The organism is Acinetobacter sp. YH12145 (assembly GCF_013418335.1).
GTDB classification, from domain to species: Bacteria; Pseudomonadota; Gammaproteobacteria; order Pseudomonadales; family Moraxellaceae; genus Acinetobacter; species Acinetobacter amyesii.
In genome coordinates, this window is the sequence record NZ_VPCE01000001.1 from 25,370 (window position 1) to 50,960 (window position 25,591).

General features: G+C 42.3%; 20 protein-coding genes and 1 pseudogene. 16 read left to right on the forward strand and 5 right to left on the reverse strand.

Features of this window, described 5'->3' with window-relative positions:
- The first annotated feature begins 262 nt into the window (after positions 1 to 262).
- Both FTU80_RS00135 and FTU80_RS16340 read left to right on the forward strand, forming a co-directional pair.
- A pseudogene (locus FTU80_RS00135) lies at positions 263 to 1,433 on the forward strand (low temperature requirement protein A).
- A gap of 93 nt (positions 1,434 to 1,526) precedes the next feature.
- Positions 1,527 to 1,940, forward strand: a complete 414-nt coding sequence (locus FTU80_RS16340; protein ID WP_228144741.1) for a TM2 domain-containing protein — start codon at positions 1,527 to 1,529, stop codon at positions 1,938 to 1,940.
- 40 nt (positions 1,941 to 1,980) lie between these two features.
- On the opposite strand, the gene FTU80_RS00145 is transcribed toward FTU80_RS16340, so the two are convergent.
- From FTU80_RS00145 to FTU80_RS00160, 4 genes are all read right to left on the reverse strand, one after another.
- The gene (locus tag FTU80_RS00145) at positions 1,981 to 2,580 is read right to left on the reverse strand and encodes a DUF805 domain-containing protein (protein ID WP_180004738.1); all 600 of its coding nucleotides are present in this window, start codon (positions 2,578 to 2,580) and stop codon (positions 1,981 to 1,983) included.
- 64 nt (positions 2,581 to 2,644) lie between these two features.
- The gene (locus tag FTU80_RS00150) at positions 2,645 to 3,253 is read right to left on the reverse strand and encodes a DUF805 domain-containing protein (protein ID WP_180078221.1); all 609 of its coding nucleotides are present in this window, start codon (positions 3,251 to 3,253) and stop codon (positions 2,645 to 2,647) included.
- Positions 3,254 to 3,423: 170 nt separating this feature from the next.
- Positions 3,424 to 4,707 (reverse strand): ribonucleotide-diphosphate reductase subunit beta, encoded by a 1,284-nt coding sequence (locus tag FTU80_RS00155; protein ID WP_078191110.1) that lies wholly within the window; start codon positions 4,705 to 4,707, stop codon positions 3,424 to 3,426.
- 477 nt (positions 4,708 to 5,184) lie between these two features.
- Positions 5,185 to 8,016: a ribonucleoside-diphosphate reductase subunit alpha gene (locus tag FTU80_RS00160; RefSeq protein WP_180083537.1), complete on the reverse strand. Its 2,832-nt coding sequence runs from the start codon at positions 8,014 to 8,016 to the stop codon at positions 5,185 to 5,187.
- Positions 8,017 to 8,604: 588 nt separating this feature from the next.
- On the opposite strand from FTU80_RS00160, the gene bfmR reads away from it, so the two are divergent.
- Both bfmR and bfmS read left to right on the forward strand, forming a co-directional pair.
- On the forward strand, positions 8,605 to 9,321 hold the full coding sequence (gene bfmR, locus FTU80_RS00165) for a response regulator transcription factor BfmR (protein ID WP_067764711.1): 717 nt from the start codon (positions 8,605 to 8,607) through the stop codon (positions 9,319 to 9,321).
- A gap of 44 nt (positions 9,322 to 9,365) precedes the next feature.
- Positions 9,366 to 11,027: a sensor histidine kinase BfmS gene (gene bfmS, locus FTU80_RS00170; protein WP_180083540.1), complete on the forward strand. Its 1,662-nt coding sequence runs from the start codon at positions 9,366 to 9,368 to the stop codon at positions 11,025 to 11,027.
- A gap of 91 nt (positions 11,028 to 11,118) precedes the next feature.
- Here the strand turns inward: bfmS and FTU80_RS00175 are convergent, their stop codons facing one another.
- Positions 11,119 to 11,475, reverse strand: a complete 357-nt coding sequence (locus FTU80_RS00175; RefSeq protein WP_078192296.1) for a hypothetical protein — start codon at positions 11,473 to 11,475, stop codon at positions 11,119 to 11,121.
- A gap of 557 nt (positions 11,476 to 12,032) precedes the next feature.
- Between FTU80_RS00175 and ndhC the strand changes: the two genes are divergently transcribed.
- The 12 genes from ndhC to nuoM all read left to right on the forward strand — a co-directional run bounded on the left by ndhC (position 12,033) and on the right by nuoM (position 25,590).
- Complete coding sequence (gene ndhC / locus FTU80_RS00180; RefSeq protein ID WP_078192295.1) at positions 12,033 to 12,581, forward strand: NADH-quinone oxidoreductase subunit A; 549 nt, start codon at positions 12,033 to 12,035, stop codon at positions 12,579 to 12,581.
- Positions 12,582 to 12,587: 6 nt separating this feature from the next.
- Positions 12,588 to 13,265, forward strand: a complete 678-nt coding sequence (locus FTU80_RS00185) for an NADH-quinone oxidoreductase subunit B family protein (protein WP_078191105.1) — start codon at positions 12,588 to 12,590, stop codon at positions 13,263 to 13,265.
- Positions 13,266 to 13,352: 87 nt separating this feature from the next.
- On the forward strand, positions 13,353 to 15,140 hold the full coding sequence (nuoC, locus tag FTU80_RS00190; protein WP_078192294.1) for an NADH-quinone oxidoreductase subunit C/D: 1,788 nt from the start codon (positions 13,353 to 13,355) through the stop codon (positions 15,138 to 15,140).
- A 14-nt stretch (positions 15,141 to 15,154) separates the two neighbouring features.
- A complete protein-coding gene (gene nuoE, locus FTU80_RS00195; protein ID WP_078191103.1) occupies positions 15,155 to 15,664 on the forward strand; it encodes an NADH-quinone oxidoreductase subunit NuoE in 510 nt (169 codons plus the stop codon).
- A complete protein-coding gene (gene nuoF / locus FTU80_RS00200) occupies positions 15,661 to 16,992 on the forward strand; it encodes an NADH-quinone oxidoreductase subunit NuoF (RefSeq protein ID WP_180083543.1) in 1,332 nt (443 codons plus the stop codon). Before nuoE ends, nuoF begins: the two co-directional genes overlap by 4 nt.
- Before the next feature lie 11 nt (positions 16,993 to 17,003).
- A complete protein-coding gene (nuoG, locus tag FTU80_RS00205; protein WP_078192292.1) occupies positions 17,004 to 19,682 on the forward strand; it encodes an NADH-quinone oxidoreductase subunit NuoG in 2,679 nt (892 codons plus the stop codon).
- Between the two features lie 3 nt (positions 19,683 to 19,685).
- Positions 19,686 to 20,702, forward strand: a complete 1,017-nt coding sequence (gene nuoH, locus FTU80_RS00210; protein ID WP_078191100.1) for an NADH-quinone oxidoreductase subunit NuoH — start codon at positions 19,686 to 19,688, stop codon at positions 20,700 to 20,702.
- A gap of 18 nt (positions 20,703 to 20,720) precedes the next feature.
- A complete protein-coding gene (gene nuoI / locus FTU80_RS00215) occupies positions 20,721 to 21,263 on the forward strand; it encodes an NADH-quinone oxidoreductase subunit NuoI (protein ID WP_078191099.1) in 543 nt (180 codons plus the stop codon).
- Positions 21,263 to 21,781: an NADH-quinone oxidoreductase subunit J gene (nuoJ, locus tag FTU80_RS00220; RefSeq protein ID WP_171262661.1), complete on the forward strand. Its 519-nt coding sequence runs from the start codon at positions 21,263 to 21,265 to the stop codon at positions 21,779 to 21,781. Before nuoI ends, nuoJ begins: the two co-directional genes overlap by 1 nt.
- Complete coding sequence (nuoK, locus tag FTU80_RS00225; RefSeq protein ID WP_067665227.1) at positions 21,781 to 22,089, forward strand: NADH-quinone oxidoreductase subunit NuoK; 309 nt, start codon at positions 21,781 to 21,783, stop codon at positions 22,087 to 22,089. The genes nuoJ and nuoK overlap by 1 nt, the downstream gene beginning before the upstream one ends.
- The gene (gene nuoL, locus FTU80_RS00230) at positions 22,086 to 23,975 is read left to right on the forward strand and encodes an NADH-quinone oxidoreductase subunit L (RefSeq protein ID WP_180059312.1); all 1,890 of its coding nucleotides are present in this window, start codon (positions 22,086 to 22,088) and stop codon (positions 23,973 to 23,975) included. Before nuoK ends, nuoL begins: the two co-directional genes overlap by 4 nt.
- Position 23,976: 1 nt before the next feature.
- A complete protein-coding gene (nuoM, locus tag FTU80_RS00235; protein ID WP_078192291.1) occupies positions 23,977 to 25,590 on the forward strand; it encodes an NADH-quinone oxidoreductase subunit M in 1,614 nt (537 codons plus the stop codon).
- Position 25,591 lies beyond the last annotated feature (1 nt).

The following is a 25,591-nucleotide window of genomic DNA, read 5'->3' on the forward strand; positions in this document are numbered from 1 at the left end:
TTATGTCATTAAAATTTAGAGAAAAATATAGCTGAGATATAAAAAACACATCGATCTATCGAGTTTTTATCTTAAACGTCTTTCGCAGTTTTATTACTTTAAATTTTTACTTCCATAATTGAAATATCTAACGCTTAAGTAGGTTTTTAAAGCCATTATCCCTTTTCTAGAAAACTGTTTCTCATCTGATTTATGTAATCGACCTTGTAACTATTTCAGGCTTTTGAAAAAATTCAGACAGAAAACAATAAAGCTGAATGCTATGTCCAAATCATTTTTATTCCTTACTCAGTGGCTCAAACCTTTGCACCCACGTGATCCACATGAGCATCATCGTGTCGCGACCTCTTTAGAATTGCTTTTTGACTTGATCTTTGTGGTCGCGATCGCAACAGCAGGGCAGCAACTGCATCATGCCATTGTTGAAAATCATTTGGCTCAGGGTTTAACGCTGTATGGCATGGTGTTTTTTGCTTTGTGGTGGGCGTGGATGAACTTTAGTTGGTTTGCCTCGGCATATGATAATGATGATGCGCTCTATCGAATCTTAACTTTTGTACAGATTATTGGTTCTTTGGTCATTGCTGCTGGTATTCCAAGCGCATTTCAAAAGCAGGATTTTGACGTAATTGTGATTGGTTATGCCATTATGCGTCTAGGCTTAGTTACGCAGTGGTTTCGCGTTGCAAAGCATGATCTGTCCCGTCGGAAAACTGCATTACGTTATGCTTTTGGCATCATACTGGTACAAGTCGGGTGGCTGCTCTTTCATTTTTCGCCGCTGCATTTCACCGTTTATCTTTTCATTTTGCTCGCAATTGCTGAACTGTCTGTGCCAGTTTTTGCAGAGGCTGCAAGCCGTACACCTTGGCATGCGCATCATATTGCTGAGCGATATTCACTGCTCACCATTATCGTTTTAGGCGAATCTATTGTCGGATGCTCGATTGCCATAACCGATGCATTAACAAATCAGCGTTTTAGTACTGAACTGATCTTTTTGATGGTGGGCGGCCTGATGATGATGTTCACTATGTGGTGGTCTTATTTTGATACCAGTATTGCAGAGCGTTTAAATAGCCGCAAAATGGCATTTACTTGGGGGGTATGGACATTTCTTTGTCTTTATTAGTATCGCGGCGATTGGTGCTAGTTTGGCTGCCGCAGTCGATGTGGTTTCGCATGAGGCACTGATTAGTTCTGAAAAAGAAAGCTACTTTGTGGCGATCAGCCTTGTGATTTATACGACAAGTTTATATTTACTCCATGAATTGCATCATCAAAGTGGTTTTAGAAAACTTTTATATCCTTTTACCGTGGTGATTGTTTTGTGTATTCCGTTGTTTATCACACCCGCAGGTTATGCAATATTTGCGATGGCAGTGGTATATGCATTGAGGTTGATGTTTACAAAATGCTATTTGGCAAGATAAGTTAATGATATGATATTCATCAATAATTCGTTATATTGCTGATGAAAATAACGTCCAAGAATCATCAAATAAAGATAAAACATAGAGGATTATATGAAAGGGCAAATACTAGATTTTTCTGTTCAAAATAATACAGGCATCATCAGCGGAGATGATCAGAATCGTTATCAATTTTCTGGAAGCGATTGGAAAGGACAAACTGTTCCTGCTCGTGGACAATTTGTTGATTTTGAGACAAGTGGAATGGGTTACGCAACCGATATTTACTTAGTCGCTGTGCCGAATGCTTTAGGCACGCAATACGGTCAAAAGAGTCGAATTGTTGCTGCACTCTTAGCATTCTTCCTTGGTGGATTTGGTATCCATAAATTCTATTTGGGTCGTATTGGATGGGGGATTGTGTATCTACTATTCTGTTGGACCTTTATTCCATCCATTGTTGCTTTTATTGAATTTATTATTTATCTATGCACTTCAGATGAAGATTTTGCACGTAAATATGGCTAAATTTTTGTGTTAAAAGATAAGGCGCATTGTGCGCCTTATTTTATTGTTGCAGATCTCTAGCGGGTTGACCCCATTGGTTGTTCTCGGCTTTGGTGTCTGTAGCCCACCAGATAATCAGTGGGATGATCCCAATGATTGTGAGCATTAAAAGTTGCCACCAACCTGAACGTCCTGTGTCATGTAGTCGACGTGCGCCAACAGCTAAGCTAGGAATGAGTAAAACGATATTAGTAATATTTTCTAGCCAAGGTTCACTGCCAATAACGAAATCGCAAACAGAGGCAAGTATAATGACCAATATACAAAATAGCCAAAAGAACCAGAACTCTTTACGTCGAGCACGTCCTTCAAATTCAGCAAACTTTTTCAGTGGTTTGAATGACCACGCGAAAAAGTCATAGTTTTCCTCTTCTTCACTGTAGTTTGTTCGCGTATTGGTGGAAAAACTTTGTTGGCGTAATGCAATATAGACTTGAATCGCTTGCCCACTTTCATCCAAAGCAAAATCAACCTGTTCTCCACGTGTAGGTGGTCTTTGACCTCGCCATTCATGACCAGCAAATTGATAGTGTTTTCCATCTTCAGCACTAATCACCCCAGTATTAGTTTGAATCGAAAAATCTAGTATTTGTCCTTTCATATTTTTCCTGAGTTAATGTGCTGTTGATAGGGTGGCTACATAAATAGTAGCCACGATTTTTTATTTATTTTGCAGGTTGTCCCCATTGGTTTACTTCAGGTTTAGTTTCCGTTGCAAGCCAAATTAGGACTAAAATCGGTCCAACGAGTGGAATCATTTGTATTAACCAATACCAACCGGATTTATTAATATCATGTAAACGACGTACTGCAACAGAAAGGGACGGAATAACCATTGCTAAGATGAAAATACCAGTGAATATTCCTTTGGTCCTAAGCACTGAATCGACAATCAGAGTAATAATCATTGCGATAAGATAGACCAATACAAAATACCAATATTCTTTACGGCGTGCACGTCCAGTAAAGTTGGCATAATTTTTTAGACATTTGACAAACCAATCAATCATGTTGAATTGTGATTCAGCTTGGTCTTGGTTTGAAATTTTATCGAGTTGCTGTGAAATTTGTTGAATATGATTGCTGCTGCCAAGTGCATTGAATACTTGAACAGCTTGACCTTCTGGACTGATATCGAAATCTACATGATCGCCGCGTTTAGGTGTATTTTGGCCACGCCATTCTGCACCTGTAAACTCATAACGGTTTTGATCATCTCCACTGATGATGCCTGAATTAGTTTGTACTGAATAATCTAATATCTGACCTTTCATTCTGTCCTCTTTTATTATGTGATTTTTATTAATTGATGTATTTTTATACCGTTTTATATTAGCAGAATATGAATTAAATTAAATGCATAGATTTGCTTGGGTGAATGAAATTCTTCATAAAAAAAGCGGAACACTTTGGTTCCGCTTTTGATATTTCGCTGAAAAATTTATTACCAGCTTAATGCACCACCAGTTTGGTAGTCAGTTACGCGAGTTTCAAAGAAGTTCTTCTCTTTACGTAAGTCCATCATTTCTGACATCCACTGGAATGGGTTATTCACGCCAGCAAATTGTTCAGGCAAGCCCAATTGGCTTAAACGACGGTTACAGATGAACTTCAAGTATTCTTCCATCATGCCTGCATTCATACCCAATACACCGCGTGGCATCGTGTCACGTGCATATTCGATTTCAAGCATTGTACCTTCAAGAATCATTTGAATGATTTCTTCTTGGAACTCAGCAGTCCATAGGTGAGGGTTCTCGATCTTGATTTGGTTGATCATGTCGATACCAAAGTTCAAGTGCATAGATTCATCACGTAAGATGTATTGGAATTGCTCAGCAACACCATTCATCTTGTTACGACGACCCATAGACAAGATTTGGCTGAAACCACAGTAGAAGAAGATACCTTCAAGTACGCAGTAGAACGCGATCAAGTTGCGAAGCAAGATTTGGTCGTTTTCAGGTGTACCTGTTTTGAACGTAGGATCACTTAAAGATTGTGTATATTTCAGACCCCAAGCTGCTTTACGAGCCACTGAAGGAATTTCACGGTACATGTTGAAGACTTCGCCTTCGTCCATACCTAAAGATTCGATACAGTATTGGTAAGCGTGCGTGTGAATCGCTTCTTCAAATGATTGACGTAAGATGTACTGACGGCATTCAGGGTTGGTAATGTGACGGTAGATTGCAAGAACCAAGTTGTTTGCAACCAATGAATCCGCAGTCGAGAAGAAACCTAAAGAACGCATAACAATGGTACGCTCATCTTCGGTTAAGCCATTTTCAGACTTCCAAAGTGCGATGTCATGGTTCATGTTCACTTCTTGCGGCATCCAGTGGTTTGCACAACCGTCTAGATATTTTTGCCAAGCCCATTCGTATTTGAACGGTACAAGTTGGTTTAAGTCAGCGCGGCAGTTGATCATCGCTTTATCATCAACTTGAACACGCTGAGCACCCATTTCTAGCTCTTCTAAGCCCGGTGCAACGTCTAGATTTTCTAGAGCGTTAGATGCTCTTGCCAACGGATCGGTTGGATCTGTTGGTCGATTTGTACTGGTTCGAGCGGGTTGTGCAGCTGCCAAATTCGGCGATGAGTGCTGTGCATTAGATACCACTTGCGAATCAGTCGTTTTTTGCGGTTCGACGGGCGCAGGCTGGTGAGCTTGTGCAGCTTGTTTCGGTTCATCATCTTCGAAATCGTCCCAACTTAGGATAGACATAACAGTTCTCTCTTCGTTGCTTTATATCTTTTATAGACATCCAGCGTCGCTGAGATGTCCTACTATACGCTCAATTTGTGTAAGCAAAATTAAGTTTTGTCGATCACTGCTCTAAAAGTGTTCGGTAGAGCAAATATCCCCACTACTTATTTTGATTACGCGATTTATATGCCTTGAACCAGAAATAGGCGATCGGGACATAAAAAGTCAAAATAAAGGAAACCACCAAAGCAATAAGCCCTAACTGATAGTTATGCGTCATATGTGGCATGGTGGTGTCCTTTTTTTACTTCAAATAAATATTTCAGTTTCTGTGCTAAAGCCATGCATAGGTTCAACTAAGCATGGCTTTCTGAAAAAAATCAGATTAGTCACTGTCAGCTTTGATAGCGGTAATTAGAGCTGTAAGTACAGCCATAAATAGTATTGCTAAAATAAGGAAGACTAGGCCAATAACAAAGAAAACTGAGACATTCATTACTGACAAGCCTCACAATCAGGATTATCAATTGAACATGCTTGTGGCACTGGCGCTGCATTTGCAAAACCGTCTTCCTCTGCAGGAACTTCTGGTTTTGCTTCAGGTGCTGCGACCGCGGCAACAGGAGCTGCTACAGTTGCAGGTTTAACTGCATTTAACGCACCTGTGTTAATGGTTGATTTCTCAGCAGAAGTCGCACCCAATGCACGTAGGTAGTAAGTGGTTTTTAGACCACGTAACCATGCCATTTTGTACGTCATATCAAGTTTCTTACCGTTTGCACCAGAGATGTAAAGGTTAAGAGACTGAGCTTGGTCGATCCATTTTTGACGACGTGATGCAGCATCAACAATCCAACGTGGCTCAACTTCGAACGCAGTCGCGAAGATTGCTTTAAGCTCTTCAGGAATACGTGCGATTTTTTGAACCGAACCTTCGAAGTGTTTAAGGTCGTTCACCATTACAGAATCCCAAAGACCGCGATCTTTTAACGCACGTACTAGGTACGGGTTGATCACTGTGAATTCACCAGAAAGGTTAGATTTCACATACAAGTTTTGGAAAGTTGGTTCGATTGACTGTGATACGCCACAAATGTTCGAAATGGTTGCAGTCGGTGCAATCGCCATCACGTTTGAGTTACGCATACCGTCTTTTTGAACTTTAGTACGTAAAGTATCCCAGTCCAAACGTGTTGTACGGTCAACTTCGAACATACGGTCAGGACGTGCTTTTTGTACGATATCTAAAGAGTCAATTGGCAAGATACCTTGATCCCAAAGTGAACCTTTAAATGTCTCGTAAGTACCACGTTCAAGTGCCAAGTCGCTAGATGTTTGAATCGCGTAGTAAGAAATCACTTCCATCGATTCATCAGCGAACTCAACCGCAGCATCAGAACCATAAGCCAATTTCATTTCGTATAAAGCATCTTGGAAGCCCATGATACCCATACCCACTGGACGGTGTTTCAAGTTCGAGTTACGAGCTTGTGGAACAGCGTAGTAGTTGATGTCAATTACGTTGTCGAGCATTCGAACAGCAGTTTTAACTGTACGAGCAAGCTTTTCACGATCTAACACACCACCTTGAACGTGTTGTACAAGGTTGATTGAACCTAAGTTACATACTGCGATTTCATCTTCGTTAGTGTTCAGCGTAATTTCTGTACACAAGTTAGAAGAGTGAACTACACCAACGTGTTGTTGTGGTGAACGTAAGTTACATACGTCTTTGAATGTGATCCAAGGGTGACCAGTTTCAAACAACATAGACAACATTTTGCGCCATAAGTCTTTCGCACGGACTTTCTTATGTAGCATGTTGGTTTCTTTCGCAATGCCTTCATAGTAAGCATAGCGTTCAGCAAATTCTGCACCTGTTAGGTCATGCAAATCAGGTGTTTCAGATGGTGTGAACAGAGTCCATTCAGCATCTTCGAATACACGTTGCATAAACAAGTCAGGAACCCAGTTCGCTGTGTTCATGTCGTGTGTACGACGACGGTCATCACCTGTGTTCTTACGAAGTTCTAGGAATTCTTCGATGTCCAAGTGCCAAGTTTCAAGGTATGCACATACTGCACCTTTACGTTTACCACCTTGGTTGACTGCAACAGCAGTATCGTTGGCAACTTTAAGGAACGGTACAACACCTTGTGACTTACCATTTGTACCTTTGATGTACGAGTTAAGCGCACGAACTGGTGTCCAGTCATTACCTAAACCACCCGCCCATTTAGACAACATTGCGTTATCACGCATTGCGCCATAAATGTTGTAAAGGTCATCTGAAATCGTTGTTAAGTAACAGCTAGATAACTGTGGACGTAAAGTACCAGAGTTAAATAGAGTAGGCGTAGACGCCATGTAATCGAAGCTAGACAATAAGTTATAGAATTCGATTGCACGTTCTTCACGGTTTGCTTCGTTCAATGAAAGACCCATTGAAACACGCATGAAGAATAATTGTGGTAATTCGAAACGTACACCATCTGAGTGGATGAAGTAACGGTCAAATAAAGTTTGTAGACCTAAATAAGTAAATTGGTTTGAGCGTTCTGGTTGAATCGCAGCAGCCAATTTTGCAAGGTCAAAGTTAAGAAGTTCTGGAGAAAGAAGATCAAGCTCGATACCTTTCTTCAAGAAAGTTTCTAAAGCGTCGCCTTCATTCGTGTCACTATCTAAACCTAAGAACTCTAACCCTGTAGCAACAAGGTCGTTACGCAATAAACGCGCAGTCACATATGTATAGTTTGGTTCTTGTTCGATACGTGTACGAGTAGCCATCATCATGGTCGTTGAGATGTCTGACTCTTTTACGCCGTTATAAAGGTTTTTTACAGTCTCATCGATAATCGCTCGAACATCGATGCCTTCTAAACCTTCAGCTGCTTTAACAATATTTGCCTCAAGCGCGCCAAGATCAAGCGGTTTAAGCTGACCGTTTGAACCCGTTACTTGTAACGTAGGGTGGTGGTGAGCACCAGTTTGTTTACGAGCTTCGGCACGTTGTTCGCGGTAAATCACGTAAGAGCGAGCAACTTTTTGCTCACCTGTACGCATAAGCGCAAGTTCAACCTGATCCTGAATTTCTTCAATATGAATGGTACCGCCAGAAGGTAAACGACGGTTAAAGGTATTCAATACCATCTCAGTTAATTGAGAGATACGGTCATGAATACGGCTGGAGTCAGCGCTTTGCTGGCCTTCAACGGCCAAGAACGCTTTACCAATCGCCACAGAGATTTTTTCTGCATCAAAAGGTGCAACGTCACCGGTGCGTTTAATCACCTGAATTTGACCAGGGGTTGAATTCGTTACGCTCATGCTAGCATAGCTCCATTTGTCATCTATTTTTATGTTAGGACCGTTTGAACTGGGCAATTTTTATGCCACAGTGTTTGAGGTTTAAACACAAGACCTAGTGGTTTAAAAATTTATTGAACACAAGATACGGGAAAATTCAGGGTATATCAATATTGACATTTTACTAAATGCTTTGAACTTTTCTGGCAGAAATCCATCTCAAAAAATCCCTATTTTTTATCTTTGTTATATATGCCTTATCCGACAAGGGCATAGCATAGCAAAGTCGAAAAAGAGTGCTTATAGATAACATTGTGGATAACTTCAGAAAGCCTAAAAAGTTGTGAATTAATCAGTCAGTTTTTATTCGATGAAAATGTATCCAAATTTATAATTGTTGCTATTGTGAGCAATAGGGCATGGAAATGATTGGTAAATACGGCTGCAAAAATGTAGCAGGTTAAAATTTATTACAAAATACGATATTGATGTATCAGTTTGGTGAATGCCATCTTGTTTACAATGTAAACGTGTGTATATTGCAAACTATGTTTAAGCGTATCTATCGGATTTCAAATAGGATACGCCCAATCAAATAAGGGGCAATCAATGAGCCAAGAAGAAAAGTTACCTAAAATTTTAATTGTTGAAGACGATGAGCGTCTTGCTCGTTTAACTCAAGAATACTTAATCCGTAACGGACTTGAAGTTGGGGTAGAACCAGACGGTAATCGTGCGATTCGCCGTATTATCGCTGAACAACCAGATATGGTATTACTCGACGTGATGCTTCCGGGTGCAGATGGTTTAACCATTTGTCGTGAAGTTCGTCCACACTACCATCAACCAATTTTAATGTTGACTGCACGTACCGAAGACATGGACCAAGTGTTGGGTCTAGAAATGGGTGCAGATGACTATGTTGCAAAACCTGTTCAACCTCGCGTTTTACTTGCGCGTATTCGTGCATTATTACGTCGTACAGACAAAGCACCAGAAGATGAGGTTGCACAGCGCATCGAATTTGATGATCTTGTAATTGATAATGGTGGTCGTTCTGTCACACTCAATAATGAGTTGGTTGACTTTACCAGTGCAGAATATGACCTTTTATGGTTGTTGGCATCTAATGCAGGTCGCATTCTTTCTCGTGAAGATATTTTTGAGCGTCTGCGTGGTATTGAATACGATGGTCAAGATCGTTCAATTGACGTGCGTATCTCGCGAATTCGTCCAAAAATTGGTGATGATCCAGAAAACCCGAAACGCATTAAGACCGTACGTAGTAAAGGTTATTTATTCGTAAAAGAAACCAACGGCATTTAATGTAAAATACCGTCCCTTAGTTTGGCAAAGTAGGACACTTTTACGTGTTTAAACACAGTATATTTTTGCGCGTTTATGCGGGGCTACTGATTTTAGTCTTTTTAGTCGCTACATTTGGCTATTTGCTGGTGCAAATCATAAACTACCAGCGCGCGCAAGAATATCGTGAATCGCTTACTGACGGTTTGGCTTTCATTATAAGTGAAGGTATTGCACGTCAGCCAAATGAACAACAAAAGTCAGATTGGGTGTCAGATGCATCCGATCTACTTGAGTTGCCTATTTATTATGTAAAAGCTAATCAGGTTGATTTAACCCGAGCGGAAACAAAACGTATAGAAGAGCGTAAAGCTGTAGTGCGTTGGGACGCACAAACCACAGCAGCTTATATTATTATTGGCTTAAAAGATGACCCTGCACATCTACTGTATATAAAAGCTGATAATATTTCAGAACGCCAAATGAAAGCATTGCCTGTATTTATACTGGATTATTTGGTGTATTACCCAGGTCAAGAAAAACAATATCTTGAAAAAATCCAACATCATTTTTCTTATCCAATTTCAATTCAAAATGTTCAAAGTTTACCTTTAGACTCTGAGCAAATCGGCCGACTACGTTTAGATCACAGCATTATTTTGTATCGTGATAGTGCGACTGAGCGCGGCACAACTATTTCGATCGTATCACCAATTCCAAGCTCAACTTCAGAAGTCTTGGTAATGGGGCCGGTACCATTATTTAATTGGATGCCATTCCAGTTGGCAGCGGGTATTACATTACTAAGTTTGTTTGTCTTGAGCTTGGGTGTTTATGGTCTATTGGTGCCGATGCAACGTAAGCTGCGTGCTGTAAATTATGCGTTAAATAAAATGAAGGGCGGGGACTTATCTGTACGTCTGCCTGTCGAAAGTACCGATGAATTTGGTACTTTAGCATCGAGCTATAACTCAATGTCAGATCATATTGAGCGTTTAATTGAAGCTCAGCGTGAGTTAATGCGCGCGGTATCGCATGAACTGCGGACACCCGTGGCACGTATTCGCTTTGGTGTTGAAATGATGGCGGATGAAGACGACTACGATTACCGTCAGCAACAAGTTGAACAAATTGACAAAGATATCGAAGCCCTCAATACCTTGATTGATGAAATCATGACCTATGCTAAGCTCGAACAGGGTATGCCATCTTTGGAGTTTGAAGATGTCAGCTTGTTTGAAGTTTTAGATCAGGTTTTGATTGAAACCGAAGCCTTAAAGACTGGGAAAAACTTGGAATTGCAAGCACCACCAATTGGAGTGGTTGTGGAAACCGAGCGTCGCTATTTACACCGTGTTGTACAAAACTTGGTGGGGAATGCAGTGCGATATTGTGATGATAAAGTGCTGATTAGTGGTGGTGTGAATGATGAAGGTATGGCTTATATTTGTGTTGAAGATGATGGCCCCGGTATTCCAGAAGAAGATCGTAAACGTATCTTTGATGCTTTTGCACGTTTAGATGATAGTCGCACTCGTGCCTCAGGGGGCTATGGTTTAGGTTTGTCAATTGTTAGTCGCATTGCATATTGGTTTGGCGGGACTATTGATATTGATGAAAGTCCAATATTAGGCGGGGCGCGTTTCACCATGACATGGCCTGCAACTCGATTTAAGAAAAATAAACCGAAGTTAGATGTTAAAGAGCCGAGTACCAATGAAAATTAAGTAAGCTTAGATATGTAGCTGAGCTGATTTTAGTGAATGATAAGTATAAAAGCCATTCAATTTGAATGGCTTTTTGATATCAGTTTTCTACTTATTCCGTAATTGTTGCATCGGGTTCAATAATAGGTTTGCCATTTTTTAATGCGGCAAGAGCATCTGCATTAAAATCGATGAGTAAGGAGTTGTTTTTAGCATCGATAGAATAATTGCTAATAAGTTTTTGATCACCGTTTAAAGTTTCAAGTTTATATTCATCTGCAATATTCATAATCCCGTTAAGGTTGGTTGTTGCAGAAGCTAAATCTTGTCGTAACAACTCATAGATATCACGTAAATCAAAAATGGCATTTTGAGCATCAGGATGCTTATCTAAGTAGCTTTTAATATGGTGAATCACCAATTGCGCAGATAGAAAATAATCAGGTTTATGCGTAAATTCTAAAGTCATTATTGTCTCTCCGTTGTGATTGCTTTTTGTGTTTTAACTACAAATATCACACTCTTTGTGGGTCGTGTCAAAGAATTGCAAAAAAGTCACAAGAAGCTAAAAAAAGACTTTTTTCTTTGTGCTAATTCAACTTGTTTTTCATTTTAGGGGTAAGATCAAAGCTAATAGATGGAATCAAACAGGCAACCAATTTGAAACAAGATGGAATTTATTTAATAAATGATACGACCATGAAAATTTAATACATGAGCTAAAAGTTGAAGGATATGTGCATGAAACTGAACAGTCATAATTTTCTGTTAAAATCGCATAAATGTAATAATTAATAAAAAAATAAGAACTAATCTAATTAAACGATTAATCCTAAATTTAAGGGAGTAAACCCAATTTAAATGCTGAAATGATTAAAAAATCATCCTAAAGACGAATATCGATAAGCTAGCAAGAAGCCTCCTCAATCAGGTACAATTGGCGGGATTAATTTTGTGTTTGGTGTATTTGAAGGCCAATACATACATTCTTTGTTAATAAATAGGCCTGCCAGGAGTTATCCCCGCATGAGTGCCATTACTCCATACGATTGGGCAATTATTGCCTTCGTGATCGGCGTTACATTCCTTTGCGTCTTTATGCTGACCGTCCCTTTACTCCTTGGGGGTAAATCATGGGGTCGTGCTAAGCAAGAGCAGTTTGAGTCAGGTGTAGTAGGTGCTGGTGGTGCACGTATTCGCTTGTCTGCGAAATTCTATTTAGTTGCGATCTTCTTCGTGGTGTTCGATATCGAAGCACTTTACCTTTATGCATGGGCATCTTCTGTTCGTGAAACTGGGTGGGTTGGTTTTGCAGCTGCAGCAGTCTTTATTTTAGTTTTACTTGCTGGTTTGGTTTATGAATTGTCTTCTGGTGGTTTGAATTGGTCACCTTCTGACAAGCGTAAAGCGGCGGGAATTAAACCTAAAATTGGTTCGCCAAATATGGATATCGCAGAAATCACACGCTTTAACTCTATTGAAGAGTTGGTTATGGACCCTACAGGTCAAATTCCAGCGCAATCATCTGGTCGTGTGAAATCTAAGTCACCGACTGCATCATCTGACAAGGAGTAAGACGGGATGAAATATACATTAACCCGTGCGAATCCGGATGCTGATCAATATCCACTTCAAGAGCGTCAAATCGTCACCGATCCGCTTGAAGAAGAAGTGAATAAAAATGTGTTCATGACTCGTTTAGAGGATGTTGCACATACAGCAGTAAACTGGGGTCGTAAAAACTCAGTTTGGCCGTTCAACTTTGGTACATCTTGCTGCTACGTAGAGTATGCAACGACTTTAACAGGCGTGCATGACTTGTCACGTTTCGGTGCCGAGGTTATTCGTGCTTCACCACGTCAGGCTGACTTGATGATTGTTGCAGGTACATGCTTCATGAAAATGGCGCCTGTAATTCAACGTTTGTACGAGCAAATGCTTGAGCCTAAATGGGTAATCTCAATGGGCGCATGTGCAAACTCTGGTGGTATGTACGACATTTATTCAGTTGTACAAGGTGTGGATAAAATCATCCCTGTCGATGTGTATATCCCGGGTTGCCCACCACGTCCTGAAGCTTTAATTCAGGCATTGATGTTATTGCAAGACCAGATTCAACTTGAGCGCCGTCCTTTATCGGCCGTGATTGGTGATGATCTTAAGCCAGTGTATAAGCCAAAGATGATGCCAGAACGTGACCGTAAGAACGCACAGCGTATTGCAGTGAAAAACTTACGCTCAATGGATGAAATTAAATAATCACTACGACGAAATATTGATACACCCGGACTGGGTGTAATTGTCGTTTTGATTGACTGAATTTGTATTAAATAGGAAGCCAAGCCAATGGCTGAAACTGACATTGCTATGCCAGAATCAACTCCAGTTGATTCCCGCCCTGCATTTGCAATTGTAGAAGAGCTCAAAACCAAATTTGGTGAGAACTTCTACGTGCAAACGACTTTTGAAGACTTTCCAACAGTCTGGGTTGAGCGCGCACGTGTACAAGAAGTTTTAATGTTCTTGCGTACGGTGTCACGTCCATACGTGATGCTGTTTGACTTGTCTGCGGTTGATGAGCGTTTACGTACACACCGCGATGGTCTGCCTGCATCTGACTTCACTGTGTTCTATCATCTGTTATCGCTTGAGCGTAACAGTGATATTCGTATTAAAGTTGCATTGAATGAGTCAGATTTGAACATTCCAACGGCAACCAACATTTGGCCAAATGCCAACTGGTACGAACGTGAAGCTTACGACATGTTTGGTATCAACTTCGAAGGGCATCCAATGCTCCGTCGTATCTTGTTGCCAACATATTGGGAAGGTCACCCGTTACGTAAAGAATATTCTGCACGTGCGACTGAATACACGCCTTATCGCCAAAACCAAGCGAAACAGGATTACGAACAAGAACATCTTCGTTTCGTACCTGAAGATTGGGGTATGAAGCGTGGGAACGATGATGAAGACTTCATGTTCCTAAACTTGGGTCCTAACCATCCATCTGCGCACGGTGCATTCCGTGTGATCTTGCAGTTGGACGGCGAAGAAGTGAAAGACTGTGTTCCTGACATCGGCTATCACCACCGTGGCGTGGAAAAAATGGCTGAGCGTCAAACATGGCACTCATTCATCCCGTATACAGACCGTGTTGACTACTTAGGTGGTTGTGCGCAAAACATGCCTTACGTTCTTGGCGTAGAGCAAATGGCAGGGATTACCGTTCCTGATCGTGCACAATGTATCCGTGTCATGATGTCTGAATTGTTCCGTATCAATAACCACTTATTGTTCATTGGTACTGCGATTCAGGATGCCGGCGGTATGACCCCAGTATTCTATATGTTCGCTGACCGTCAAAAAATCTATGACGCGATCGAAGCGATCACGGGTTACCGTATGCACCCAGCATGGTTCCGTATCGGTGGTACAGCGCACGACTTGCCAAACAACTGGCAGCACCTCATTCGCGAAATCCTAGATTGGATGCCGAAGCGTATGAACGAGTACTACACTGCAGCACTTAAAAACTCAGTGTTTATCGGTCGTACCCGTAATGTTGCTCAGTATGATGCTAAATCTGCATTGGCTTGGGGTGTAACGGGTACTGGTCTACGTGCTACAGGTATTGATTTCGACGTTCGTAAATACCGTCCTTATAGCGGCTACGAAAACTACGACTTTGATGTGCCTTTAGAGTACGAAGGCGATGCTTATGCACGAGTTCTTGTTCACTTCCGTGAAATTGAAGAATCGCTGAAAATCATCAAGCAATGTTTAGACAACATGCCTTCTGGTGCATACAAAGCAGACCATCCACTGGCTGTTCCACCACCAAAAGATAAAACTTTACAAGACATCGAAACATTGATTACGCACTTCTTGAGCGTGTCATGGGGTCCTGTAATGCCAGCAGGCGAAAGCTCTGTAATGGCGGAAGTGGTAAAAGGTGCGTCGAACTACTACTTGACTTCAGACAAGTCAACGATGAGTTACCGTACACGTATCCGTACACCAACCTTCACGCACTTACAGCAAATGCCTTCTGTGATTAACGGCAGCTTAATGTCTGACTTAATCATTTATTTAGCGACAATTGACGTCGTAATGGCTGACGTGGATCGCTAAGGGGTAATCGCATTATGATGATTTTGACTGACAAAAAACCACGTGTGAATGTTGAAGGGATTTTAACTGCGGAAGAAATCCACGATATCGAACATCACATTGGTCACTATCCGTACCCACGCGCAGCATGTCTTGATGCTTTGAAGTGTGTACAACGCCGTAATGGCTGGGTAGATGATGCACAGATGAATGCTATTGCGCAATTGCTTAGCATGAGCCTTGCAGACCTAGAAGGTGTTGCAACTTTCTATAACCGTATTTACCGTCAACCAGTTGGTCGCCACGTAATTTTATTATGTGACTCGATTGCTTGTTTCTTGATGGGTGCGGAAACACTTGCTGAAGCATTCCAGCGTGAATTAGGCATTTCATTTGGTCAAACGACTGCAGATGGTCGCTTTACTTTATTGCCAATTTGCTGCCTAGGTAACTGTGACAAAGGTCCGACGTTAATGATTGACGAAGACACTCACGGTCTAGTTGAAGTGACTTCAATTAAACAGTTATTGGAGAAGTATGTATGAATACTGAACCAAAACCAATTTATGGCGACGGTAACCCAGAAACTCACCCATTAACTTGGCGTTTGAGCAAACAGGAACACGTTCGCAGTGCAGATGATTACGAAGCACTTGAAGGTTATGCAGGCTTTAAGAAAGCTGTTGGCATGCAACCGAAAGAAGTGCTTGAAGTAATCAAAGCTGCGACTGTAAAAGGTCGTGGTGGTGCGGGCTTCCCTGCAGGGATTAAATGGTCGCTTATGGCGCCAAATGATAACTCAGGCCCTCGTTACCTCATCTGTAATGCCGATGAAATGGAACCAGGTACCTTTAAAGACCGTCTGTTGATGGAAAAACTTCCTCATCAGTTGATCGAAGGTATGTTGATTGCTGCTTATACATTAGAAGCAACACAGGGTTATATCTTCATCCGTGGTGAATACATCGAAGCGGCTCAATACTTAAATGAAGCATTGGACCAAATTCGTGCCAAAGGTTACTTGGGTGAAAACATCTTAGGTACAGGTTGGAACTTCGAGTTACACGTGCATACTGGTGCGGGTCGTTATATCTGTGGTGAAGAAACTGCATTGATTAACTCGCTTGAAGGTCGCCGTGCGAACCCTCGTACTAAACCGCCATTCCCACAAGTTGCAGGTGCTTGGGGTCGTCCTACGATTGTTAACAACGTAGAGACTTACAACAACTTACCCGCAATTATGCTTCGTGGTCCTGAATGGTATATCGGTTTATCTGAAGGTAAGTCGAAAGATCCAGGTACTAAAATTTATGGCGCTTCAGGCAAAGTAAAATTCCCAGGTCTTTGGGAGCTTCCATTTGGTACAACTGCGCGTGAAGTGATTGAAGATCATGCGGGTGGTATGCGTGATGGTTTAAAACTCAAAGCATGGTTACCGGGTGGTGCTTCTACAGACTTCCTTGCTGCTGAACATATTGACCTTCCTATGGATGCGGAAAACATCATGAAAGCAGGTTCACGTTTAGGTACGTGTTTGCTCATGGTAGTCGATGAAACTCAGTGTATGGTTTCTGCGACACGTAACTTAGAAGAATTCTTTGCGCGTGAATCTTGCGGTTGGTGTACACCATGCCGTGATGGCTTACCTTGGGCGGTTAAAGCGCTTAAAGCCTTGGAAGATGGCACAGGTAAGAAAGAAGATATCGATCACTTACAAGAACTTACTCGTAAGCTTTGGATTGGTAAAACTTTCTGTGCGCATGCTCCAGGTGCGATGGAACCGTTAATGGGCGCACTCAAACATTTCCGTGGCGAGTTTGAAGCTAAAGTCGTAAATGCGGCAGCTCAAACTAGCAACGTAGAACAAGCTTAAGGAATTCGACTATGGCTACAATTCATGTCGATGGAAAATCGTATGAAGTCAACGGCTCAGAGAACTTGCTACAAGCATGTCTTAGCCTTGGCATCGACATCCCATACTTTTGTTGGCATCCATCCTTAGGTTCTGTCGGTTCTTGCCGTCAATGTGCTGTGACTCAATACGCGAATCCTGAAGATACTCGCGGTCGTTTAGTTATGTCATGTATGACGCCTGCATCTGACAATACCTACATCTCGATTGAAGATGACGAAGCAAAAAATTTCCGTGCTTCTGTTGTTGAATTCTTGATGACCAACCACCCACACGACTGTCCAGTGTGTGAAGAGGGTGGTCACTGTCATTTACAAGATATGACTGTAATGACTCAGCATGACCGTCGTCGTTACCGCTTCACAAAACGTACGCATTATAACCAAGAGCTAGGCTCTTTCATTTCTCATGAAATGAACCGTTGTATTGCGTGCTACCGTTGTGTGCGTTACTACAAAGATTATGCAGGTGGTACGGACTTTGGTGTGTATGCAAACGCTTCGCGTGTTTACTTTGGTCGTCCAGAATCAGGTACTTTAGAATCTGAATTCTCTGGAAACTTGACTGAAGTTTGCCCAACAGGTGTATTCACAGATAAAACACACTCTGAACGCTATAACCGTAAATGGGACATGCAGTATGCGCCAAGCGTATGCCAAGGCTGTTCTTCAGGTTGTAACATCTCTCCGGGTGAACGTTATGGCGAACTACGTCGTGTAGAAAACCGCTTTAACGGTGACGTGAACCAATACTTCCTTTGCGATAAAGGTCGTTTCGGTACAGGTTATGTGAACCGTGAAGATCGTCCACGTCAACCACAATTCCGCTCTGGTGCAAATGTGACTACAGTTTCTGTAGACCAAGCATTGGATACCGTAATTGAAAATATCCAAGGCAAAAAAGTATTGGGTATCGGTTCACCACGTGCGTCACTTGAATCAAACTTCGCGCTTCGCGAACTTGTAGGTCAAGACAACTTCTCAACAGGTATGTCTCAAAAAGAGCAAAAACTTGTTGAGCTTGCAGCTTCTATCATGCAAACCGAAGGTGTTTATAACCCAGGTATGCGTGAAATCGAAAGCTACGATGCTGTGTTGATTTTGGGTGAAGACTTAACTCAAACTGCACCACGTATGGCTCTATCTGTTCGCCAAGCTGCGAAAAATAAAGCCAAAGAAATGGCTGCAGAGCGCCGTACGCAAGAGTGGTTGGCTGAGCCTGTACAACGTATTGCTCAAGATGCGAAATCTCCGATTTACATCCTTGCTGCAACTCAAACACGTTTAGCTGATGTTGCAACAGGTGAAGTTGTTGCATCACCTAACGACATTGCACGTTTAGGTTTTGCGGTCGCAGCTGCTGTCAAAGGTGAAGTGATCTTAGGTTTGGATGACGATGCAAAAGCATTTGCACAAACCATTGCTGACACTTTAAAAGCTGCGAAAAAACCATTAATCATCTCTGGTACAAGCTTGCAAGACGCATCAATCATGGAAGCTGCTGCACAAGTTGCACAGAACCTTGGTAATGCGGGCTTAACATTGACTGTTCCTGAAGTGAACTCAATGGGCTTAGCGATCTTTGGTGGTCAAAGTTTAGAACAAGCATTCGCACAAGATTACGATACCGTGATCGTGGTAGAAAATGACCTTTATCGTCGTTTACCAGCCGCGCAGGTGAATGCTGCACTTTCTGGTAAAGAAGTGATCGTACTTGATCATTCTGAAACTGAAACTGTGAAAAAAGCCAACATCGTACTTTCTGCTGCTTCATTTGCTGAAGGTGATGGTACTGTTGTCTCTCAGGAAGGCCGTGCACAACGTTTCTACCAAGTGTATGACCCAAGCTACTACAAACCAGAACTTGCGATCAAAGAATCTTGGCGCTGGTTACATGCCATTGAAACTGGCGTGAAAGGCAAAGCGATTTCTTGGACAGTTCTTGATGACGTGATTGAGTCAGTAGCGAAAAACGTTCCTGCACTTGAAGCAATTCAAGATGTAGCACCAGATGCTGGCTTCCGTGTACATGGTCTGAAAGTGGCACGTGAACCACGTCGTTACTCAGGTCGTACTGCGATGCGCGCACCACTTTCTATTCATGAACCAAAACAACCAGTCGATAAAGACTCTGCGTTGACGTTCTCTATGGAAGGTTATGTAGGTAACCAAACTCCAGCTTCACTTGTACCATTTGCTTGGTCTGCAGGTTGGAACTCACCACAAGCTTGGAACAAATTCCAAGACAACGTGGGTGGTCACTTAAAAGGTGGTGATGCAGGCGTTCGTTTATTTGATCGTTTAGCGAAACGTCCAGCACGTACATTCGTTGCACCTGCACCTGTTGCGGTTAATGGTGAAAGCTTCCGTCTTGTACCGATGCATCACATCTTCGCTTCTGGTGAATTTACAGTGAAAACACCTGCGATGGAATCACGTATTCCTGAAGCAATGTTTGCTGTGGGTGAACAAGATGCAGCACGCTTAAATGTTCAAGATGGTCAACGTATCGCTGTGAAAGCAGGGGATGTTGAAATCGTCCTTCCAGTTCAAGTGATTGAATACTTACCTACAGGTTATATCGGTTACCCAGTGGGTCTAGCACCTACAGTATCGCTTGCAGAACCTGTTTCAGTCGCGGTAGGAGTGTAATTCATGGAACAAGAATTAATCCGTCAAACGCCGCTGTGGGCTGAAAACTGGCCAATCGCCTATTCAGTTCTTCAAGCAATTGTGATCTTACTGGTTGTGGTATTGATCGCTGCGTTGATGTCTTTTATTGAACGTCGTTTACTCGGCTTGTGGCAAGACCGTTACGGTCCGAACCGTGTAGGTCCGGGCGGTATGTTCCAGATTGTTGCCGACATGCTGAAAATCATGTTCAAAGAAGACTGGACACCAAAATTTGCTGACAAATTGACTTTCCGTATGGCTCCAGCAGTTGCGATGGCAACTGCGGTGCTATCGTTCATGGTTATTCCTGTTTCACCTTATTTAGGTGTTTCAGACATGAGCATCGGTCTATTGTTCTTTATGGCAATGGCTGGTATTGCGGTATACGCAGTATTGTTCGGTGGTTGGTCATCAAATAACAAATACGCATTACTTGGTGGTTTACGTTCTGCTGCTCAAACCATTTCTTATGAAGTGTTCTTGGGTATTTCACTAATGGGTGTGGTTGCGATTGCAGGCTCATTCAACATGCGTGAAATTGTTGAAGCTCAACGTGATGTTTGGTTTGTTATTCCTCAGTTCTTAGGTTTCTTGATCTTCGTAGTTGCGGGTGTTGCGGTAACTCACCGTCATCCATTTGACCAACCAGAAGCAGAACAAGAATTGGCGGAAGGTTACCATGTCGAATACGGCGGTATGAAATGGGGTATGTTCTTCGTTGCGGAATACGTCAACGTCGTACTGATTTCTGCATTAATCGTGACTTTATTCTTCGGTGGTTGGTTAGCGCCTTTCAACCTAGATATTCCATTCATTCCAGCTGCGTTCTGGTTCATTATTAAAACAGCATTCTTTGTAATGATGTTTGTCTTGGCTCGTGGCTCTTTAATGCGTCCACGTTATGACCAAGTCATGAACTTTGGTTGGAAAATTTGCTTGCCATTGGCGTTGGTTAACCTTCTGGTAACTGGTGCTGTGATTCTGATGAATCAGGCCTAAGACAGCAGGGAGAATAAAATGTTTAAATTTCTAGCTGGATTTGGGTCAATTGTACGTTCGTTGTGGATGGTATTCTCACACGCGACACGTAAACGTGACACTATTTTATATCCAGAGGTTAAAGCGGAAGACATCGTACCACCACGTTTCCGTGGTCGTATCGTGTTAACGCGTGACCCTGATGGTGAAGAGCGCTGCGTTGCATGTAACCTTTGTGCGGTTGCATGTCCAGTCGGCTGTATTTCACTACAAAAAGCTGAAAAAGAAGATGGTCGTTGGTATCCGGAATTTTTCCGTATCAACTTCTCACGTTGTATTTTCTGCGGTATGTGTGAAGAAGCATGTCCTACGACTGCGATTCAAATGACACCTGACTTTGAGTTAGGTGAGTATGTTCGTCAGGACTTAGTATATGAGAAAGAAAACCTTCTTATCTCAGGTCCTGGTAAATACCCAGACTATAACTTCTACCGCGTAACAGGTATGGCTGTTGCTGGTAAAGATAAAGGTCAGGCTCAACGCGAAAGCACACCAGTTGATGTACGGAGTCTATTACCATGATGTGGCCATTTTATTTGATGGCGCTTGTGGCCATCGTCTCTACCGTTCGTGTTGTAACTAACACGAACCCAGTACACGCTTTATTAAGCTTGATTATCTCTTTACTTGCAGTTGCAGGTATCTTCATGATCGTGGGTGCGCCGTTTGCCGGTGCCCTCGAAATTATCGTTTACGCTGGCGCAATCATGGTGCTATTCGTATTCGTCGTGATGATGCTGAATCTTGGTCAAAATACAGTTGAACAAGAAAGCAAATGGCTGACTTCTTCAGCGTGGGCATATCCTGCGTTGATGAGCTTCTTAATGGGTCTAATCCTTGTTTGGATGTTGAAGTCAGACTACACAACTGCTGGCACTGTCATGGGTGCTCAAGTTGTCGGTCCGAAAGAAGTGGGTACTTCACTCTTTACTCAGTACTTATTGCTGGTTGAAGTTGCTGCGATGTTATTGCTTGGCGCACTTGTCGCTGCATTCCATCTTGGCAAACGTGAGCCAGGTGCAGAAGAGGACAAAGAATAATGGGCAACATCCCTTTAGAACATGGTTTGATCGTTGCAACCATTCTTTTTGCACTGGGTTTTTACGGTGTGATGGTTCGACGCAACCTACTATTTATTTTAATGAGCCTTGAAATCATGATGAACGCAGCTGCTTTAGCGTTCGTTTTGGCAGGAAGCGCATGGGCACAGCCAGATGGTCAAGTGATGTTTATCTTGATCTTAACGCTTGCTGCAGCAGAGGCTTGTATCGGTCTTGCGATCGTCCTTCAGTTCTATCATCGCTTCCATCATCTGGATGTGGATGCTGCTAGTGAGATGCGCGGATGAGTTATTTATATTTAACAGTACTATTCCCGCTAATTGGTTTTATCCTGTTGGCGGCAGGTCGTAAAAATCTTCCTGAATCAGTTGCTGCAATTATTGGTGCAGGTTCAGTTGGTCTTTCAGCTTTATTTGCATTAATTGCCGGTATCGACTTTGTTAATAATGGTTCAGTTGCAACAACTCAGCATCTTTGGACTTGGTTCAGTGCAGGTAACTTAGCACCGGGCTTCACGCTTCATTTAGATGGCTTATCATTATTGATGATGGGCATGATCACAGGTGTGGGTTTCTTAATTCACATCTTTGCAACATGGTACATGCGTGGCGAAGAAGACTTTGCACGTTTCTTCTCATACTTCAACCTATTCGTAGCAAGCATGCTGCTTTTAGTGTTGGGTGACAACTTAGCGTTGTTATTCTTGGGTTGGGAAGGTGTAGGTCTATGTTCATACCTATTGATTGGTTACTACTACCAAACACCTGCAAACGGTTTTGCTGCAATTAAAGCATTCACCGTGACACGTGTGGGTGACGTATTCTTACTGATCGCATTGTTCTTGATCTACCAACAATTCGGCACTTTAAACATTGCAGAAGTTGTAGCTGCTGCGCCAACAGTTTTGGCTCAGAGTTCTTCAATTGCGATTTGGACTGCATTGATGTTGTTCTTGGGGGCTGCAGGTAAATCTGCTCAGATCCCATTACAAACATGGTTGGCAGATGCGATGGCTGGTCCTACACCAGTATCTGCATTGATCCACGCAGCAACAATGGTAACAGCGGGTGTTTACCTATGTAGCCGTATGTTCAGCGTGTTTGAACAAGCGCCAGAAGTGATGATGTTCATCTCAATCACGGGTGCAGTGACATTGTTGGTAGCAGGCTTTGCTGCATTGGTACAAACAGACATCAAACGTATTCTTGCTTACTCAACTATGAGTCAGTTGGGTTATATGTTTATGGCTGTAGGTGCTGAAGCTTACCAAGCTGGTCTATTCCACATGCTGACTCACGCATTCTTCAAGGCATTATTATTCTTGTCTTCTGGTGCAGTGATTTTGGCTTACCATCATGAACAAAACATCTTCAAGATGGGTGGTCTATTCCACAAAAACAAATTCTTGTTTGCTTGTTTCGCGATTGGTGGCGGTGCATTGGCTGCGATTCCATTCATCACGATCGGCTTCTTCTCGAAAGATGCGATTCTTGGTGCGGTATGGGTGAAAGGTCAAGCAATAGCAGTTTATGACTGCTTGTACTGGACTGGTGTAGCAGGTGCGTTCTTAACTTCAATTTATACATTCCGTCTTATTTGGGTTGTATTCTTTGGTAAAGAAAACACGCCTTACCATGAAATCAAAGGTGTTACTTACTGGGGGCCATTGGCGATTCTTGCAGTGCTTTCAACTGGTTTAGCTTATGTATTAAAAGCACCAGTAACGAATATTTTAAATGCTGCACAAATCCCAGCGTTTAATATTCCAGAAGCGCTAGAACATGGTATGCATAGCGCTGAATACACAGCTGTTGGTATTGCACTTGCAGGTCTTGTAGTCGGTGTTGTTTTATTTGCATTTGCTTATGGTGCAGTGAAATCGTTCGCGAAAACTTCACTGGGCGCGGGTCTTGCAAATATCTGTCGTAATGCACTTGGTTTCGATGCTTTGTATAACATTGTTTTCGTTAAGCCTTATTTGCTACTGGCTAAAATCTTTGGTCGTGATCCAATTGACGGCTTATGGCTTGTATTGCCTGCACTTGTTAAAGGCGGTAATAGCTTTACAAGTTCACGTCAAACAGGTTCATTGCGTGAATACGCATCTAGTATGGCATTCGGTACGTTTGCATTACTATTGATCCTGGTCGTGATTCAGGTCGTGGGGAAATAAAATGGAAACTCCAAACAATTTAATTCTACCCGCTCTGATCCTTATTCCGTTCATTGCAGGTTTTGTATGCTGGCTTGTCGATAAACTCGACAAGCACTTACCACGCTATATTGCCTTAATTGGTATGCTATTAACGTTGGTGTTAACCGTCGTTTTATGGCAAAGCGGTACTTATAACTACGAGTTGGGTACACAAGCTCCACAGTGGGCCGCTCAATTTAACCTACCGTGGATTACCACTTTAGGGATTAACATTCACCTTGCAGTGGATGGTCTTTCACTGCTTATGGTAGGTTTAACTGCATTACTGGGTGTACTTGCGGTCGGCTGTTCATGGGGTGAGATTCAAAAGAACGTTGGTTTCTTCCACTTAAACCTACTGTGGTCTTTAGGTGGTGTGATCGGTGTATTCTTAGCGATTGACATGTTCCTATTCTTCTTCTTCTGGGAGATGATGTTGGTACCAATCTACTTCTTGATCGCACTTTGGGGTCATAAAGGGGCAGAAGGTAAGTCACGCGTTTACGCTGCAACTAAATTCTTTATCTATACTCAGGTTGCGGGTCTGATCATGTTGATCGGTATCTTGGGTCTAGTGGTTGTTGGCTTCCAACTTCACGGTCAAATCAGCTTTAACTATGACTTCTTGATGAGTGTTGCACACACTGTTGAGGCGAAAGCTCCAGCACTTGCCTATGCATTCATGATCTGTATGTTCATTGGTTTTGCGGTAAAACTTCCAGTTTTCCCATTACACGGCTGGTTACCAGATGCACATGCGCAAGCACCTACAGCGGGTTCTGTCGACCTTGCAGGTATCTTGATTAAAACTGCGGCTTATGGTCTTTTACGTTTCGTAATACCATTCTTCCCAGTAGCATCTGCTCAGTTTGCTGACATCGCGATCATTCTTGGTCTAATCGGTATTTTCTACGGTGCATGGTGTGCATTCCAACAAACAGACATGAAACGTCTGCTTGCGTACACATCTATTTCGCACATGGGCTTCGTACTTCTTGCCTTGTATGCAGGTAACATCCTGACATTCCAAGGCTTGATGATTATGATGCTGGCTCACGGTCTATCTTCTGCTGCATTGTTCATTATGTGTGGTCAGGTTTACGAACGTCTGCATACACGTGACATGCGTTTGATGGGCGGTATTCGTGGTCAGTTCCAATACCTTTCATTCTTCTTAATGTTCTTTGTTGCGGCACTTGTAGGTATTCCGGGTCTAGGTAACTTCATCGGTGAATTCCTGATCTTGATGGGTTCTTATGACAAGTTCCCTGTGTATACAATCCTTGCTGCAGTAAGCTTAGTATTTGCCGGTCTTTACGGTTTAATCCTGATCCACAAAGCGTTGTTTGGTACACCAAACGAAGAACAAAAACAGCATTACGCAAATCCGTTGAAAGACTTAAATGCGCGTGAAGTTGTGATTCTTTTAATCTGTGCTCTTGGTCTAGTATGGCTTGGTCTATTCCCACAAAGCTTCCTTGATATTTCAAATTCAAGCATGGCGTGGATTGCAAATAGCTATATCCCAGTTCAAGAAGTCGTTGATGTTGTGCAGCAGATTGCTGTACAACCTGAAAATGTGGAGATGCAATAAG

What these genes read in the sequence shown, in the direction of transcription:
- nuoJ (WP_171262661.1), top strand. Translation starts at nt 21,263, where the DNA reads ATGTGGCCATTTTATTTGATGGCGCTTGTGGCCATCGTCTCTACCGTT.
- nuoI (WP_078191099.1), top strand. Translation starts at nt 20,721, where the DNA reads ATGTTTAAATTTCTAGCTGGATTTGGGTCAATTGTACGTTCGTTGTGG.
- FTU80_RS00155 (WP_078191110.1), bottom strand. Translation starts at nt 4,707, where the DNA reads ATGTCTATCCTAAGTTGGGACGATTTCGAAGATGATGAACCGAAACAA.
- nuoK (WP_067665227.1), top strand. Translation starts at nt 21,781, where the DNA reads ATGGGCAACATCCCTTTAGAACATGGTTTGATCGTTGCAACCATTCTT.
- FTU80_RS00175 (WP_078192296.1), bottom strand. Translation starts at nt 11,475, where the DNA reads ATGACTTTAGAATTTACGCATAAACCTGATTATTTTCTATCTGCGCAA.
- FTU80_RS00185 (WP_078191105.1), top strand. Translation starts at nt 12,588, where the DNA reads ATGAAATATACATTAACCCGTGCGAATCCGGATGCTGATCAATATCCA.
- nuoC (WP_078192294.1), top strand. Translation starts at nt 13,353, where the DNA reads ATGGCTGAAACTGACATTGCTATGCCAGAATCAACTCCAGTTGATTCC.
- bfmR (WP_067764711.1), top strand. Translation starts at nt 8,605, where the DNA reads ATGAGCCAAGAAGAAAAGTTACCTAAAATTTTAATTGTTGAAGACGAT.
- nuoL (WP_180059312.1), top strand. Translation starts at nt 22,086, where the DNA reads ATGAGTTATTTATATTTAACAGTACTATTCCCGCTAATTGGTTTTATC.
- FTU80_RS00160 (WP_180083537.1), bottom strand. Translation starts at nt 8,016, where the DNA reads ATGAGCGTAACGAATTCAACCCCTGGTCAAATTCAGGTGATTAAACGC.
- FTU80_RS00145 (WP_180004738.1), bottom strand. Translation starts at nt 2,580, where the DNA reads ATGAAAGGACAAATACTAGATTTTTCGATTCAAACTAATACTGGGGTG.
- nuoF (WP_180083543.1), top strand. Translation starts at nt 15,661, where the DNA reads ATGAATACTGAACCAAAACCAATTTATGGCGACGGTAACCCAGAAACT.
- nuoM (WP_078192291.1), top strand. Translation starts at nt 23,977, where the DNA reads ATGGAAACTCCAAACAATTTAATTCTACCCGCTCTGATCCTTATTCCG.
- FTU80_RS00150 (WP_180078221.1), bottom strand. Translation starts at nt 3,253, where the DNA reads ATGAAAGGTCAGATATTAGATTATTCAGTACAAACTAATTCAGGCATC.
- FTU80_RS16340 (WP_228144741.1), top strand. Translation starts at nt 1,527, where the DNA reads ATGAAAGGGCAAATACTAGATTTTTCTGTTCAAAATAATACAGGCATC.
- nuoH (WP_078191100.1), top strand. Translation starts at nt 19,686, where the DNA reads ATGGAACAAGAATTAATCCGTCAAACGCCGCTGTGGGCTGAAAACTGG.
- ndhC (WP_078192295.1), top strand. Translation starts at nt 12,033, where the DNA reads ATGAGTGCCATTACTCCATACGATTGGGCAATTATTGCCTTCGTGATC.
- nuoG (WP_078192292.1), top strand. Translation starts at nt 17,004, where the DNA reads ATGGCTACAATTCATGTCGATGGAAAATCGTATGAAGTCAACGGCTCA.
- nuoE (WP_078191103.1), top strand. Translation starts at nt 15,155, where the DNA reads ATGATGATTTTGACTGACAAAAAACCACGTGTGAATGTTGAAGGGATT.